The organism is Vibrio sp. UCD-FRSSP16_30 (assembly GCF_001676025.1).
In the GTDB taxonomy this organism is placed as follows: Bacteria; Pseudomonadota; Gammaproteobacteria; order Enterobacterales; family Vibrionaceae; genus Vibrio.
On sequence record NZ_LZFW01000024.1, the window covers coordinates 176360 to 192836 of the forward strand.

Here is a 16477-nt window from a genome sequence, read left to right on the forward strand (position 1 = left end):
TAAATCTGTAGGATTAATTACAATGTTACAGTGACAGCGTAACCCTTGTTCTTTGCTTTGACAATGAAAGCACTGATGATATTTGTTGTTGAGCACAAAATGATGCAATGTAATTGAAAAATGTGGCCTTAAATCCGCAAACTGACTATTTATCGGGTCATATCTCACGAGCTTAGGTATACTGTCGCCATAGTATATTTTAGTAATTATTTATGAAATCGATAGATTGGCGACTCGCGACTCCTCAACATGATCAAGTTATAGACTCTACACGAGCTTTGTTTCAATATCCTGAATCTTCGTTTATCTCTTTACAGCCTCGTTTAGAAGCAACAGTAAAGCGATATGTCGAGCTTGGTAGTCAAGCTCCATTGTTAGCGATAAACAGTTCGGATACCGTTGCCGCTCGAAAAGAAATTGCATCTGTATTGGGCTCATTTACTTCTGCGCCTATCCATCATACCGAATCAATTTCTGCAGAAGAATTATTGGGTAGTTACATTGTCACTGATGCCGGTGATGCGCAGTCTTTTGTGGGGCTGTTGGAAAAATTTAATGGCGGCTATTTAATTCTTTCTGCTAATGCTTTGTTAGCTAAGCCAACAACGCTATTGGCTGTCCGTGCACTATTGGCCGGTGAAGAAGTTTCTAGAGTTGGTACCAGTAAAAATGGTTTCATTCCTAAGCAACGATTTGAAAGCTCTGTAAAAATAATTGTGGTTGGTGATCGTAACCAACTTGCTGATTTAGACTACTTAGATCCAGCCTTTTCATCGTCTTATACTATGTTCACAGAAGTTGAGATGGACGTTCGTATCGATGAAATCACAGCGCCGCTGTATCTAGGCTATGTTGCAAGTATCGTTGCTGATGCCAAACTACCAGACTTATCGGCAGACGCTATCTACGGTTTTCTAACCGCCGGTGCGAGAGTATGTGAAGAGCAACATTTTGCCCCTTTATCTGCATCTTGGATTCGCAGTTTACTCACCGAAGCATCGTTAGAATCTGGCTCACAACTTATTGAAGAAAAACACATTGATGCCGCACTTAAAGCGAGGTATTACCGTGAATCTTATTTACCCAATCGTGCACTTGATGACATTTTGGATGGGCAAGTATTAATTCAAACGGAAGGTAAACAAGTTGGTCAGGTTAACGGACTCACTGTAGTCGATGTACCTGGACACCCGGTCTCTTATGGTGAGCCTGCGCGAATTTCTTGCGTTATTCACTTTGGTGGAGACGGCGATGTTTCTGATGTAGAGCGCAAAGCTGAACTTGGGGGCAACTTGCATGCTAAAGGCATGATGATTATGCAAGCCTTTTTAAGTAGCGCTCTTGATCTTGATGAGCCGCTTCCCTATTCCGCTTCCATTGTATTTGAGCAATCTTACAGCGAAGTGGATGGCGATAGTGCGTCGTTAGCTGAGCTATGTGCGTTCGTGAGTGCATTGTCTGGTTATGAAATAAAACAAAACATTGCAGTGACTGGTGCCGTCGATCAATTTGGTCGTGTACAAGCTGTCGGTGGATTGAATGAAAAAATTGAAGGCTTCTTCTATGTTTGTGCCCATCAGGGCTTAACAGGAGAACAAGGTGTTGTTTTACCTATATCAAACCTTCGTCATCTATCTCTACACAAAGATGTCGTAGATGCAATAAAACAAGGTCAATTCCATATTTGGAGTGTAGAGGATGTGGACCAAGCATTACGTATCATTACCGGTCAGCAATTTTGCGGAGACAGTGACGATACAATATTAAATAAAATAGCTGAACGTATCGATAGACTAAATCAACACGAACTAGGTGAAAGTTTACTAGGACGCCTTAAAAGATTGCTGTTTAAGGACTGATCGGAGTTGTAAGTACTATACTGCATCACATAAAATGCACGTTCAAAGAATCTGGAGACTCAATACAATGCAACAAAAACCTTGCGATATCGCAAACTCATATGATCGCGAAGATCTATTAGCATCAAGCCGCGGTGAACTATTCGGCCCTCAAGGCCCACAATTACCAGCACCTAACATGCTGATGATGGATCGAGTGACTAAGATGTCACAAACTGAAGGTGAGTTTGGCAAAGGTCTTATTATCGCAGAACTTGATATTACTCCGGACCTATGGTTTTTTGACTGTCACTTCCCTGGTGACCCAGTGATGCCTGGTTGTCTTGGTCTTGATGCAATGTGGCAACTTGTTGGTTTCTTCCTTGGCTGGATTGGCGGTGAAGGTAAAGGTCGCGCATTAGGTGTAGGTGAAGTTAAATTTACTGGTCAAATTCTACCAACAGCGAAAAAAGTGACTTACGAAATTCAAATGAAGCGTGTTGTTAACCGTAAACTGGTTATGGGCATGGCTGACGGTCGCGTTCTTGTTGATGGTAAAGAGATTTACGTAGCAAAAGATCTTAAAGTTGGATTATTCCAAGATACTTCAAAGTTCTAATCACTGAAGCGGATCTCTCCCCTAAGCCATGATACTTGTCATGGCTTTTTTATTTGTCCCTATTAAAGAATTCTAATTGTGCACGTACTGGGTATTATATTTTTTGCGAACATACAATTAGTTATAGTGCGTTAGGTGGTCTTAATAAAGGCTCCAATACAGAGCCTATATTAAAAGATTATTTATAAAGACCAGACTCAAGATCTCCTTTCGCGTCTCGCCAACCTCCTAACCATTCAGATTTAGCATCTGTTTGTTGGTATGGACAAGTATCGCTTGAGCGACCATTTAGACCCGCTTTATAACCTTGGGACTGTGCTCTCTCAAGACGGTCGCGTTTTTGTCTCTTCATAGTTAAATCCTCTAACCTTTCAATAAACAACGTACTTGGGATTAACACCGCTTGATAACTCTGTGTGTGTTTATATTCCTAAACATCAAAGCAATGTTAAATAACCCTCTATAAGATTCGTTCAAAAATGCAGATTTCACAAGGTTAAAAAAAGGACAAACCACAATTTGTGAGTTTGTCCTTAATATTACGCTGTATATGACCGATTAAACTATTGTTTTTGTCGTCTTCTCAATCCAACAATAGTCAGTAGAAACAGAGCCCAAGGACCAAGGCTACCACCTTGTCTGGATATTGTTTCTTGAGCGACACTACGTGGTGTAATAGTCACACTAGCATCCTCATCATTGAGATCGACATTAGGAACAAGCTTAACCGCGACAACAGTCTCAACACCAGTACCACCGCCACAATAAGCATTGTGCCCAGTATTATCGAAACCATCGGCACAATATAGAGCAGTAGCCGATATCTCACCGTTATCGTTAATATCAGATGCTGCAATTATGCGATAATGATTGTTAGTACCGCTAACATCATCATCATTGGTTAAGTCATCAAGAAACCAAGATTTATCTTGGAATAAAGCGCGGCGTTTCGCGTGAGTTCCCGTAAACTCATAAGGGTTGATAAAACCTCTATGTCTACGTTGCTTACCGCCATATTCGCGCGCGGTTTCAGCATCGATAGTACCCACAATCTCATTATAATTGTTTACCGCTTCTGCTTTGCCACCGGAACCGGTGAAGAAAATTGACTCACCAGTTGTCGACAAATAAGTTGCAGATGGTGTCTCTACCCCAGCATCAGCAACAAACATACGGCTTGCAGCTGCGCCATTTTCTGGGTAATAACCACTTCGTTTAGATTCGCCGATCACCAATAAGTTATTGTTGATGTCCGTTGCGCGAGTATTGGAATAGATGTAATCCCCACTAACCTCAACCTCGGCATTAGAGATAAATTTAGAATCCCATTGGTCATCTTGAGTTAAATCTAAATCACCCGTTGTATCTTTAGGATAATAGATGGCGGCTTGCATCAATAAATTATTATCATCACGACGCGTGTTATAACCAACTAGAACGGGTTTGCCGTCATAATCTGTCGCATCAGGGTACACATCGGTTGTCCCTTCGTTTGCAATCAGTTCATGATCAGGCACAACGGCGCCGCGAACGCTCGACATATAAGACTTTTTATCGCGATTAGCAATTGTTTCAGTCGCTCCCCAAGCAGCAACAGAAACACCAGTAGTATCTGCACTATTCCAAACAAATGCCTTGGTCGCAAACGCAAAGTTTTGACAATAAGCTTCAGCGCCCGGATCAGCGATAGGAGTATCACCACTAAAACAGCGGCTAACATCACGACCATCATAGTCTTTGTTACCATCGCTGTAATCAAATGGTGCAACCGAGGCACTACCTACTATATAAATATCCCCTGAATCAGCTGGATATTCGAATGAATCAAACGCCATGGTGCGACCCATTTTCGTGACAATGTCACTTACAGGATCACCATTAAATGTAGTTGCCGGCGGTAAAATCGTATCACCAACAAAACCACGCTCTCGATACGCTAGACCATAATTACCTGAGCTCAATTTATAATAACCACTGCTGGTTGTACCCAACACTTGATCATCAACACTAAACTTATTCACTACAACATTATTGGAACCTTCAACGAAGGTATCCGTTCCACCTGGTAAATAGTCAGAGGTCGGTTTTTGCATAAGCTGAGTGCCAGTATTATCAAAGGCATTTGCATTTGCAGTATAACCATCGTAATAGGCCTCACGCTCACGCTCTAAACCGCCGGCATCGTTAATGCCATGCCACTCACGTTCGGCCCAGTTCTCACAACTGTTATAACCTAAATGTCGGTAGCAGTAGCTTTCGAGATCACTCCAGTCTAAATAGGTGAACGTATTATCTATACCAAAAGAGGCTTCATCACGAAATGGAATACCATCCGTACCATTACGCGTATCACCCGCAATATTACCATTTTCGTCAATAGCACTACCATAAGCCTCAAGCCCAATAGTGCTCGATACTGTGATAGGTACAACCTTATAAAGACTGGTTGTTGCGGCATGTGCGCCAAAAGATCCCATAACCAAAGCGGCTACGGTTGAAAGTTTAAAGATACAACTGCGATTCAAAATATCTTATTCCTGCTGCATTGCTTCGAGCTCTTCCCAGCGCTCAAATGCTATTTCTAATTCCTGTTCCTTGGAAGCTAACTCTTCAAGTACAGGCTGTGTTTTCTCGACAGGAAGTGCAAAAAATGCAGGGTCATTAACCTTTTCCTGTAAAGTTTCTATCTGTTCTTCAAATTGCTCAAGAAGCTGTGGTAACGATTCTAACTCACGTTGCAACTTATACGACAATTTTTTGCCAGTATTGCGACTTGGTTTGCTTGAAGGTTTTTCATTGACCACAACATTGCTTTTTGTGGCAACAAATTCCTTTCTAGCAGTCTTAACCTGAGCACGCTGTTGCTGCGCATCATGATAGCCACCAACAAATTCTTCAATTCGGCCATTACCTTCAAAAATCCAGCTATCCGTTACCGTGTTATCAACAAATTCACGGTCATGACTGACTAAAAGTAATGTACCCTGATAGTTGGCAAGCAAATCTTCCAAAAGTTCCAATGTTTCGATATCTAAATCATTGGTTGGTTCATCCAATACCAATAAATTGTTCGATTTTAGGAATAATTTAGCTAATAACAGTCTGTTTTTCTCGCCACCAGAAAGTGCTTTCACAGGAGATCGAGCTCGACGTGGAGAGAATAAGAAGTCTTGTAAGTAACTCAGAGCATGACGCTCACGGCCACCAACGGTCACTTCTTGCTTGCCGTCTGCTAAATTATCAATAACGGTTTTTTCAGGATCAAGTGCTTCGCGATACTGATCAAAATAAGCAATATCAAGCTTTGTACCACAATGTAAACGACCTGTATCCGGTTGCAATTGACCAAGCATTAGCTTGAGCAAAGTACTCTTACCGCAACCATTTGGACCAATAAGTGCAATTTTATCACCGCGCATAACCCTAAAGCTAAAGTCATCGACAATCGCTTTACCGTCAATTTGGTAACTCACATTCTCAGCTTCAAACACAATTTTGCCACTACGCGTGCCATCATCGATTTGAATGTTAGCTTTGCCCTGTACGGCAATACGATCTTGCCTTTCATTACGCAATTGTTTTAATGCTCTTACGCGACCTTCATTACGTGTACGGCGCGCCTTAATACCTTGGCGAATCCAAACTTCTTCTTGAGCGAGTTTCTTATCAAATTCCGCATTTTGTGCCTCTTCGACACGCATTGCTTCCTCTTTACCCACTAAATACTGCTTATAGTTGCCAGGAAATGACGTCAATATGCCTCGATCCAGATCAACGATACGCGTGGCCATGGATTGAATGAAACTTCTATCATGCGAGATAAAGATGATTGAACCGCGGAAATCTTTTAAGAACGTCTCAAGCCATTCGATGGTTGTGACATCTAAGTGGTTGGTAGGCTCATCAAGAAGTAATACATCTGGATCGCACACTAATGCTCGTGCAAGGGCTGCTTTACGCTGCCAGCCACCAGATAAATCAGTCAGTAATGTATGACCGTCAAGTGCTAGCGCTTCTAATACATTAGTAATGCGACTTTCAAAACGCCATGCGCCGGTATGGTCAAGCTGCTCTTGCACCTTAGCCAAACGATTTATATTTTTCTCACTTGGGTCTTCGGTAACAAGATCCAGAAGATCTTGATAGATCTTCAATTGTTTACCAATTTCAGCTAGGCCTTCAGAGACATACTCGTAAACGGTACCTGCTTGATTTCGTGGTGGATCTTGCTCAAGACGAGAAATCACGACATCTTGAGTGATCTGCATGTGTCCATCGTCCATCAACACGTCACCGGCAATCACTTTCATCAAAGTTGACTTACCTGCCCCGTTTCGTCCCACCAAACAGACACGTTCTTTTTCTTGAAGTTGAAAATCGGCTTTGTCTAGTAAAGGAATATCACCAAACGCCAGTTGACCATTATGAATGGTAAGTAATGCCATTATTGTCTAACCATAGTTGTAATTGTTGTAAATTGAAGGGCCAGTTAAGCTCAACGTCACCGACTTGCACCACTGGTATAGTGACACCGTAACGTAAGAACAGATCATCATCGAAGGCAATGTCTATAACCTGTGGTTCAATAGCCAATTGTGCAAGCAAAGCGAATGCCTGCTCGCACAAGTGACACCCTTGCGTGCTATAAAGCGTTACGCTCATTAAGCTTTGTTTTCTACAGATACTAGCCAGCAGTTATGAATGTGCTTATTACGAGCAAAATCCAAAGGCAGCGTTTTATCTGAAATGTTTTGTGCTTTAAGCCCAAGCTCGCTTATCCCTTCCATATCCATCTTAAATTGACGTTTGTTATTAGAAAATACAATCGTGCCTTCAGGTTTCAATAGTCGTTTCAAATGCGTCATCAATTGGATGTGATCACGCTGGATATCGAACGTTTGCTTCATGCGTTTAGAGTTTGAAAACGTCGGTGGATCGATAAAGATAAGGTCGTATTGCCCTGTCGCTTTCTCAAGCCATTGTAGACAATCTGCTTGGATAAACTGATGTTGCTTACCCTTAATACCGTTGATTGCTAAGTTCTCTTGAGCCCAATCTAAGTAGGTATTGGACATATCAATGGTTGTGGTGCTCTTAGCGCCGCCCACTGCGGCGTGAACAGTTGCACTACCGGTGTAAGCAAACAAGTTAAGAAAATCACAACCTGCCGCCATTTGGCCAATTTTACGACGCGTCAATTTATGATCTAAGAACAAGCCTGTATCTAAGTAATCAAACAGGTTCACTTTTAGCTTAACCCCATACTCAGCCACTTCCATTTGGTGAGATTTCTGAGCAAGCTTTTGATACTGATTGGTGCCCTTTTGTCTTTGACGTACCTTAAGCACTACGTTGTTTGCTTCAACGCCAGTCACTTGAATGCTCGCGCGAATGATATCGGTAAGACGGCGCTTAGCCAGTTCAGGTTCAATCGTTTTTGGCGCTGCGTACTCTTGAATCACCAAGTGTCCAGGGTAAACATCAATAGCCACGTTATAATCAGGAAGATCGGCATCGTAGATACGGTAACAATCTAATTGCTCTTTCTTCGCCCACTTGCCAATTTTACCGATGTTCTTTTTCAAACGGTTAGCAAAATCCGGTGCCACAATCGCCTGTGGTTTATCTTCATCAGCGCCTGTTCGAGCTTTAGTCGAAATGCCGTAGTTCTTTTGCAGACAGTTTAATGCGCCGTTATTCACCTTGTATTGCTTGTCAGCACGCATGCGAAGGCAACTAAGCAATTCATCAGAGCTTGAAAAGATTGATGCATTCCAGCCACGAAACTCGGCTTTAAGTTGCGCGCCAAATTCAGAGTAAAGCGCAATAAGGCCAGGTTCAGTACTCAGTCTCTCACCGTATGGCGGGTTACAAATAATCGTACCTTCGCCTGCATCTTTAGGAGCAACAATTTGCGTTGCATCCCCTAAACGAAAATCAATCAAACCATCAATACCAGCACGAACAGCATTCTTTCTCGCCGTTTCCAATACTCGAGGGTCGTTATCGTAACCAATAACAGGGATCTCAAACTTGTTAATACCGCGACGACCAACAACTTTGGCTTCTGACTTCACTTCAGTCCAAAGCCCGTAGTCGAAGTCTTTTAGGTTCTCAAGGCTCCAAGAAGTACGCGCATGACCAGGGGCTACGTTGGCAGCCAACATTACCGCTTCAATAAGCAGCGTACCTGAACCACACATAGGGTCGATCAACGGCGTTTGTTTATCCCAGCCACTTCTCATCACAATTGAGGCGGCTAATGTTTCTCTTAACGGTGCACGGCCTGCTTCGGTGCGGTATCCACGTTGGTTTAGGCCTTGGCCAACCATATCAATACCCAGTATTGCTTCTTCTCTGTGTAGACGTACGTGAATTCGAATGTCAGGACTTTCTTTGCTGATCTCAGGGCGAGGTAAGTTCGCTTTAGTGAACGTATCGACGATGGCGTCTTTTACTTTCATCGCACCATATTGGCTATTGCGAATCTCACTGTTAGTCCCGTTAAAATCAACAATAATTGATTTGTGTGCGTCAAAGTGATTCTGCCAACGAACAGACATGCATGATAGATACAAGTCCATGTCATCTTGACATTTAAACTCAGCCAGAATGCGAACAAATCGAGATGCCGTTCTGCTATACAAACAAGCCTTATATATTTGTTCAAGATTGGCTTTAAATCGCACCCCTGCTTGTACCGGTTTTGGGTCGTCAATCCCCAAGTTTTTGAGTTCTTCTACCAATAGATTTTCTAAGCCATTGGCCGTTACGGCAAGGTATTGATGCATGTTAATCACTAAGTCGCTAATAAAATGGCGTTAATTATACCCCCTTGTCAGTTTAAATTCCGATATTTCTCGATGAAACCTCTCTGTTTGTTCATTTCTACACCAGTTAATTGTGTTGATTACTTTCAACACAATTAACTTCTCAAGCTGTTTTACTCATTAATTTTTAACCATAAAATCGGGCGCTAACGCGTAGTGAATACTTATTCACCGCAAATCTGGACTATACCAACTACAAATATAGACTGAAAGTTACTTACAAAGCACCCTAAAAAGGGAAATATAGAGGTAATAGCGCTTTTGATAGAGCCAAACTAAGGGGGTTTAAGCGTAAAAATAAATAACAAAAATGTGAGCCTGCAACACTTAACTTCACATAATGACTCTTTCTATGGTCAAGATTTATTATTCTGTGAGGTTTAACTGGCAAATTGGCCTGCAACTCCCCCACAAACTGGAGCCTGGAATATGGGTAGAGGAAAACTTGAGAACAAATAAAAAGCCGCTTTAGAATAAACTAAAGCGGCTTTTTATTTTAATTTGGTGTTGGCTGTATCGGCTTAAGATACCATCTGAATCTGCGCTTGATAGAACAAGGCATTAGCTGAACGCATACGGTCATGCATGACTTTTATTGGTTGGCAAAATGACAGCTGCTTACTACTACTTAAATAGAAGTCATCACTGTTCACTGAAACCACAATACTTGCCGTATCAGAGGTCTCTACGACCATAAAATAACCCGTGTTATATTCATTTTGCAGCTCAACTACCTCCCCTTCTTGTGGGTGATAGCCGTTGGACTGAGTATCAAAAAACCAACTTTTTGGTTGAACAGGCTTATGAAAGCGTTTTACTGCGACGGCTTTTAATACTAGCTCAGCTTGACGGGGAACAGAAAGTGGTAAGCCTTTCACTGAATCTTGAAAGACATGATAGATATCGGCATCCTCAACAGAGAATGATTGTGGTGTAAACGCGGATTCTACTAGTACTTTACGTGGTAAATCAGATCGGAAAACCATCTCCTCACTGAGTTCGAGCATTAATGAAGACTGCGCCTCATCATAGTACCAATTCCATGTATCGTTTAGCTTAAGCATAACCCTGTCCTGTCATTAAACTCAGTTTAAGAAGACGCTACACCATCCCTTTTCACAGGGTCCACGTTACCTTCCTGATAATTCTACTAACAGACAGTAAAAAAAAAAGGGGAAATCAATTCCCCTTTTTAACGATAAACAACTGGTTTTACTGCAATTAGATTACAGGTTTTTCACAATATCACGTACAAGATTTGGTCCGTGATAAATGAAACCTGAATAAACTTGAACCAACTTAGCGCCAGCTTGCAGTTTTTCTTTTGCAGAGACATAAGAGTCGATACCACCAACCCCTAAAATAGGAATATCTTCACCAAGTTCTTGATAAAGCTTTTGCACGACTTCAGTACTGCGAAGTTGTAGCGGTCGACCACTTAGGCCACCCGTTTCTTCAGCAAACTTCATGCCTTCAACAACACTACGATCAAGTGTTGTATTCGTTGCAATCACGCCATCAAAAGAATGCTTACGTAATGAGTCACAGATTTGGACGATTTCTTCATCAGTCAAATCTGGTGCTATCTTAAGTGCGATAGGCACATAGTTACCGCGTAACTCATGCAATTCAGTTTGCTTCGCTTTCAAGTCACCTAGCAAAGAATCCAGAGCATCACCATATTGAAGAGAGCGAAGATCCGGTGTATTCGGAGAAGAGATATTGACGGCGATATAATCAGCGTACTGATAAACCTTTTCCATACAGATCAGGTAATCACTATTACCCTCTTCTATTGGAGTGTCTTTGTTTTTGCCAATATTAATACCAAGAACACAATCAAACTTTGCCTTCTTAACATTCTCAACCAAAGCATCAACACCTAAATTGTTGAAGCCCATACGGTTTATAATTCCTTCTGCTTCTAACAGACGGAACATACGCGGTTTGTCATTACCTGGTTGTGGACGAGGTGTGACGGTACCAACCTCAACATAACCAAAGCCCATGGCATCAAATGCTTCAATACATTCAGCATTTTTGTCCAGGCCTGCGGCTAAACCTACAGGATTTTTAAAAGTGATTCCCATACATTCTACAGGACGATTCGGTAATTTCTGACGATAGAAAAGGTCGAGAGGTGTGCCGGTAAGTTTTGGAAGATAATTAATTGCAAGATCGTGCGCTGTTTCAGCGTCGAATTGAAATAAGCCAGTTCTGGCAAGACGGTAGAGCATTGTGCCTCCGATAAAAAAAAGCCCCGAGTAAACGGGGCTGTATTATTTACTTTGTTGCTTCACAATTCAAGTTTAAAAGCATTAACTCACGCAATGCGACAGAAAATTTAGCAAATTCATGCACATTGCCTACTTTGAACTCATTTAATGTGTTCTCCCAGCGCTGCAATGCCACTTCATTATTGATAATCCAACTATCAATAATCTGCTCAATGGGCAATTGCTGTTCGCCGCAATCACAGGTCAACACTTGGGTAGACAATTTACGTTGTTGCCAATCTAAGTCTTCTCTAAACGCCGCTCTTGCCAATGCTTGCCAGTTATTATCAACCACCTGATTATTAATTTGATCTAAGAACCAATGCAGTGATAATCGATCCCCTAGATAAAAATACAATTTAGCGGTACGTTCAATACTGGTACCGCACTCTTTGGCGGCAAGAGAAATGTCATAACAACAATACAAACTCGATAGTCTCGCCAGATAGTTAGCCAGCTTTTTATCGACACCTTTAGCTATCCAATCATCCGCCATTACTTGATGCTGACGCACTTCACTTGGCACTAAGAAACTATCCAGTTTTTCAACAATCACATCAACATCAACTTTAAAGCGATCCACCAGATCTTGAACACTGCTATTGTGCGAGCGATTTCTTAACAGCCAGCGAGTTAAGCGTCGTAACGTTCTACGAATCACAATCAACAACTGATATTGCAGGCTTGATTGTATTCGATTGTCATGTGAACGAATTGCACTAAATACTTCAGAGAATTTAAAGAGCTCTTTAGAAGCGGCAAACGCATTAGCAATATCAACCACACTTGCGCCGGTTTCTTCTTGTAACCTAGTGACGAAGTTGCAACCCATCTCATTGACGATATCATTGGCTAATGCTGTGGCTATAATTTCTGAACGTAATGGATGATCATCCATACTCGACAAATAGTGACGGCGTAACCTATCAGGGAAGTATTGTTCAAGGAGCTTTGAATGATAGGAATCATTAGCAATCAAATCATTGGCAAGCTGTTCTTTTAACTGCATTTTTCCATAAGCCACCAGCACAGAAAGTTCAGGTCTTGAAAGGCCTACTCCCTGCTTTTCTCGCTCTTGAAGCTGCTCATCATCTGGAATGTATTCTAATTGGCGATCAAGATGCCCCGCTTTTTCCATCATATGAATAAAGCGCATCTGTTCTTTCATCGCGCTAACGCCTTGCTCTTCGGTCACTGATATTGACTCAGACTGGCAGTACGCATGATGAAGTACAATATTGGATACATCTTGCTCCATCGAGTTTAATATTTCATTACGCTGCTTAACGGTGAGATCGCTGTTCTGCACCAAGCCATTGAGTAGTATTTTGATATTAACTTCGTTATCAGAACTATCAACGCCGCCCACGTTATCAATGAAATCGGTATTGACGCGACCGTCGTTTAAGGCAAATTCAATACGCCCAAGTTGGGTTAAACCTAAGTTACCACCTTCACCTACGACTTTGGCTTGTAACTGGTTACCGTTAATCCGCAAAGCGTCATTGGCTCTATCGCCAACATCCACATGATTTTCTTTGCTTGATTTAACATAGGTGCCAATTCCGCCATTCCATAACAGGTCAACTTTCATCATAAGCAATTGTTTAATCAAATCATTTGGTGCCAACGCATCTACATCGATACCTAACATTGACTTGATTTCAGGTGACAGGGTCACAGATTTTGCTTTTCTGGAAAAAACGCCACCGCCTTTTGAGATTAACGATGTGTCATAATCATCCCAACCGGTACGCGGTGTATTAAATAAACGTTCACGCTCCTTATAAGAGGTTGCAGAGTCCGGGTTAGGATCGATAAAGATGTGTAAATGGTTAAACGCGCCTTGCAAGCGAATCTGTTTTGACAACAACATCCCATTGCCGAACACATCTCCTGCCATATCTCCCACACCAATAACGGTGAAGTCCGTAGTTTGGCAATCAACATCAATCTCTCTAAAGTGACGCTTAACCGATTCCCAGCCCCCTTTAGCAGTGATCCCCATGATCTTATGATCATAGCCATTAGATCCGCCCGAGGCAAAAGCATCACCTAACCAAAAGTTATATTCCTCAGACACGCTATTGGCGATATCAGAAAACGTTGCGGTCCCTTTATCAGCGGCAACCACTAAATAGGAATCATCTTCGTCATGACGTATCACATTGGGCGGCGCCACAAGCTGACCATCAACAATGTTGTCAGCAACATCGAGTAGCGAGCTGATAAATTGACGGTAGCAACGCTTACCTTCGGCAAAGATTTCATCGCGCCCAGTCATCAGGTGTTGTTTCTTACAAACAAAACCGCCTTTTGCCCCTACAGGTAAAATTACGGTGTTCTTTACTTGTTGCGCTTTGACCAGTCCAAGTACTTCTGTACGAAAGTCCTCTTGTCTGTCAGACCAACGCAACCCGCCCCTTGCCACTTTGCCCCCGCGAAGATGAACACCTTCGACATCTGGTGCATAAACAAACATTTCAAACTCAGGCACAGGTTTAGGAATTTCAGGAATATTTTTCGGACTTAGTTTTAGTGCAAGACATGGCTTGCGATTGCCATCTTGGGTTGTCTGATAGTAATTGGTTCTTAACGTGGCGCGAATCATCTCTACATAGCGGCGAACAATTCTGTCATCATCCAAGCTATCTACTTTATCTAACTGCGCATTGATTTTATCGATGATTTTCTGTTGCGACTGTTCATCACCCTTGTTGGATGGTTGGAAACGTTTTTCAAATAAGCTCACTAGCTGTTTTGCTAGGGTTGGATGAGCGGCCAACGTGTCACCAATATAATGCTGACTAAATGGAAAGCCGACTTGACGCATGTACTTAGCGTAAGCTCGTAAAATGGTGGTTTCAACGCCGGTTAAGTTGGCACCTAATATTAAGCGGTTAAAACCATCGTTCTCTAATTCACCTTGCCAAACCCCGGCAAAGGCAGATTGGAAACGATCTCGAGCCTTATTGAAATCTACCGCAGATTTTCCTTTATGCAGCATCGAAAAATCTAAAATCCAATAGGTATTGCCATTCAGTGTTTCAACTTGATATGGCGACTCACCGATAACGCGAAGATCAAAGTTCTCTAGCATAGGCATTACATCAGACAGATGAATGGGTGAATCTTTATGATAAAGCTTTAAGTGCACAACCTTGGAATCAATCAACTCTTCTTGTGGCCTGTAAAACAGCATACCTAGAGGATTTAATTCACTTAATAATTCTAAACGCTCTATATCAGCAACGGCAGCATTAGGCAGTACCGCTTCTTGATAAGATCGAGGAAATGCATCCATATAACACTTAGCTAAAGGCAATCCTCGGCTCTCTCCTAAATTTGATACAACCGCTTGTTTTAAACGATCTCCCCAAGTCGATGAGGCTTCCATGAGATCTTGTTCAATGCTTTTAATGTTGTAATCAGCCGTACTGTCATCAACACGAACAATATAATGGGTTCTTGCCAGCGGGCTTTCTGAGAAATAAGTGGTAAATTCGACCTCTTTATCAGTATTAAACGCCCTTTTGAAAATACGTTGCGTTTGCCTGCGTAACTCGGTGTTATAGCGCTCTTTGGTGACATAGACCATGCAACTGAGGAAACGACCAAACGGGTCTTTGCGCACAAATAAGCGGATCATATCGCGATCTTGCATTTGCACCACACCCATACCTATGTGCAAAAGCTCTTCTTCACTAGCCTGTAAAAGCTCATCACGCGGGTACGTTTCTAAGATATTATGCAGCGCTTTAAATGCGTAAGATCCTTGCAGAAATCCGCTACCTTGTAAGATACGCGCCACCTTATTGCGCACCAATGGAATGCGTTCAACACTTTGATTATAAACAGCGGAGGTATACAGTCCGGTGAATCGATGCTCACCGATAACGTTACCTTCTTGGTCAAACGTTTTAATACCAATGTAATCGTTATAGGCTGGACGATGAATTCTTGAAGGGCGATTGCCTTTGGTTAAAATGAGAATGTACGGCTTGGTTGCCTCTTCTCGCGCACTATCTGAGAACTGAGATAACTTAGTGGTGCGAACTCGTTGCTTCTCATTAAAGAGTCCTAGGCCAGGTTCTTTAGTTGGCTCTAAGATCAGCTCATCATCGCAATTGACCAATCGATATTCTTTATAGCCCATCAAAGTAAAATTATGATCGCCAAGCCAATTTAGAAACTCTAGGGATTCTTCAATGTGCTTGTTATCAATCCCTTTAACTTTATTCAGCGCTTTAACTTGCTTAACCACGTTACTCAGAGCATCTGTCATCGGTTGCCAATCACTGACCACTGAGTGTGTATCTTGCATTACACTGATAATTTCTTGTTGCAGTTGTTCCATTTGCTTAGGACTTGATAGCCTATCAACCTCGATATGAAAAACCGACTGCAACTCACCATCAAGCTTATTGTTATTTATATCAACGACCTGCCCTTTGCTAAGGTGCAAATTAGCAGGGCCATGCAACATAATGTGGCTCGACAACCCCATACGTGACAGTGTCATTTTTAGCGAGTCTACGACAAACGCCATATCCGGTACGATAATCTCAACAATGGTATGAGTTGATTGCCAGCCGTGCCGACTTAACGATGGATTGAATACCCTCACCGAGAGCTCATCTAATGATTTTTCTTTTAGATGTTGCCACAGACTAACGACTGCACCGTACAAGTCAGATTCGTTACGGGACAACAGGTCATCATGGGAGACATGATTAAACAGATGATGACCAAGCTTAGTGACAACTTGTTGATGATTGGGATCAACTTTATCTTTAATCAATTGATAGACTTTTTCGAGTAAAACGGGGACTAAGGGTTCACGTGCAGTCATAGGGGGCACACTCCATCTAAGATTTTTATTGTTATATATATCAATGGTTATATAAATCAGTC

Annotated in this window: 10 protein-coding genes; 2 read left to right on the plus strand and 8 right to left on the minus strand. The window is 42.0% G+C overall.

Annotation, left to right across the window (positions count from 1 at the left end; genetic code table 11):
* Positions 1-212 precede the first annotated feature (212 nt).
* Both A9260_RS11170 and fabA read left to right on the plus strand, forming a co-directional pair.
* On the plus strand, positions 213-1859 hold the full coding sequence (locus A9260_RS11170; protein ID WP_068698988.1) for a S16 family serine protease: 1647 nt from the start codon (positions 213-215) through the stop codon (positions 1857-1859).
* Between the two features lie 67 nt (positions 1860-1926).
* Positions 1927-2457 carry a bifunctional 3-hydroxydecanoyl-ACP dehydratase/trans-2-decenoyl-ACP isomerase gene (gene fabA, locus A9260_RS11175; protein WP_068698990.1) on the plus strand — a complete coding sequence of 177 codons (531 nt, stop codon included), beginning with the start codon at positions 1927-1929 and terminating at the stop codon, positions 2455-2457.
* 178 nt (positions 2458-2635) lie between these two features.
* Here the strand turns inward: fabA and rmf are convergent, their stop codons facing one another.
* The 8 genes from rmf to A9260_RS11215 form a co-directional block, all read right to left on the minus strand.
* Positions 2636-2809: a ribosome modulation factor gene (gene rmf, locus A9260_RS11180; RefSeq protein WP_068698992.1), complete on the minus strand. Its 174-nt coding sequence runs from the start codon at positions 2807-2809 to the stop codon at positions 2636-2638.
* Between the two features lie 211 nt (positions 2810-3020).
* The gene (locus A9260_RS11185; RefSeq protein ID WP_082957088.1) at positions 3021-4982 is read right to left on the minus strand and encodes a DUF3466 family protein; all 1962 of its coding nucleotides are present in this window, start codon (positions 4980-4982) and stop codon (positions 3021-3023) included.
* A 6-nt stretch (positions 4983-4988) separates the two neighbouring features.
* Positions 4989-6902 carry an ABC transporter ATP-binding protein gene (locus A9260_RS11190; protein WP_068698994.1) on the minus strand — a complete coding sequence of 638 codons (1914 nt, stop codon included), beginning with the start codon at positions 6900-6902 and terminating at the stop codon, positions 4989-4991.
* Complete coding sequence (locus A9260_RS11195) at positions 6880-7119, minus strand: glutaredoxin family protein (RefSeq protein WP_068698996.1); 240 nt, start codon at positions 7117-7119, stop codon at positions 6880-6882. Before A9260_RS11195 ends, A9260_RS11190 begins: the two co-directional genes overlap by 23 nt.
* Entirely contained in the window at positions 7119-9248 is a 2130-nt protein-coding gene (gene rlmKL, locus A9260_RS11200) for a bifunctional 23S rRNA (guanine(2069)-N(7))-methyltransferase RlmK/23S rRNA (guanine(2445)-N(2))-methyltransferase RlmL (protein ID WP_068698998.1), read from the minus strand. The genes A9260_RS11195 and rlmKL overlap by 1 nt, the downstream gene beginning before the upstream one ends.
* A gap of 560 nt (positions 9249-9808) precedes the next feature.
* Positions 9809-10351, minus strand: a complete 543-nt coding sequence (locus A9260_RS11205) for a cell division protein ZapC (RefSeq protein ID WP_068699000.1) — start codon at positions 10349-10351, stop codon at positions 9809-9811.
* A 162-nt stretch (positions 10352-10513) separates the two neighbouring features.
* A complete protein-coding gene (gene pyrD / locus A9260_RS11210; protein ID WP_068699002.1) occupies positions 10514-11524 on the minus strand; it encodes a quinone-dependent dihydroorotate dehydrogenase in 1011 nt (336 codons plus the stop codon).
* Positions 11525-11570: 46 nt separating this feature from the next.
* Entirely contained in the window at positions 11571-16415 is a 4845-nt protein-coding gene (locus A9260_RS11215; protein ID WP_068699004.1) for an NAD-glutamate dehydrogenase, read from the minus strand.
* Between the last annotated feature and the right edge of the window lie 62 nt (positions 16416-16477).

What these genes read in the sequence shown, in the direction of transcription:
- A9260_RS11205 (WP_068699000.1), bottom strand. Translation starts at nt 10,351, where the DNA reads ATGCTTAAGCTAAACGATACATGGAATTGGTACTATGATGAGGCGCAG.
- A9260_RS11195 (WP_068698996.1), bottom strand. Translation starts at nt 7,119, where the DNA reads ATGAGCGTAACGCTTTATAGCACGCAAGGGTGTCACTTGTGCGAGCAG.
- rlmKL (WP_068698998.1), bottom strand. Translation starts at nt 9,248, where the DNA reads ATGCATCAATACCTTGCCGTAACGGCCAATGGCTTAGAAAATCTATTG.
- fabA (WP_068698990.1), top strand. Translation starts at nt 1,927, where the DNA reads ATGCAACAAAAACCTTGCGATATCGCAAACTCATATGATCGCGAAGAT.
- A9260_RS11170 (WP_068698988.1), top strand. Translation starts at nt 213, where the DNA reads ATGAAATCGATAGATTGGCGACTCGCGACTCCTCAACATGATCAAGTT.
- rmf (WP_068698992.1), bottom strand. Translation starts at nt 2,809, where the DNA reads ATGAAGAGACAAAAACGCGACCGTCTTGAGAGAGCACAGTCCCAAGGT.
- A9260_RS11190 (WP_068698994.1), bottom strand. Translation starts at nt 6,902, where the DNA reads ATGGCATTACTTACCATTCATAATGGTCAACTGGCGTTTGGTGATATT.
- pyrD (WP_068699002.1), bottom strand. Translation starts at nt 11,524, where the DNA reads ATGCTCTACCGTCTTGCCAGAACTGGCTTATTTCAATTCGACGCTGAA.
- A9260_RS11215 (WP_068699004.1), bottom strand. Translation starts at nt 16,415, where the DNA reads ATGACTGCACGTGAACCCTTAGTCCCCGTTTTACTCGAAAAAGTCTAT.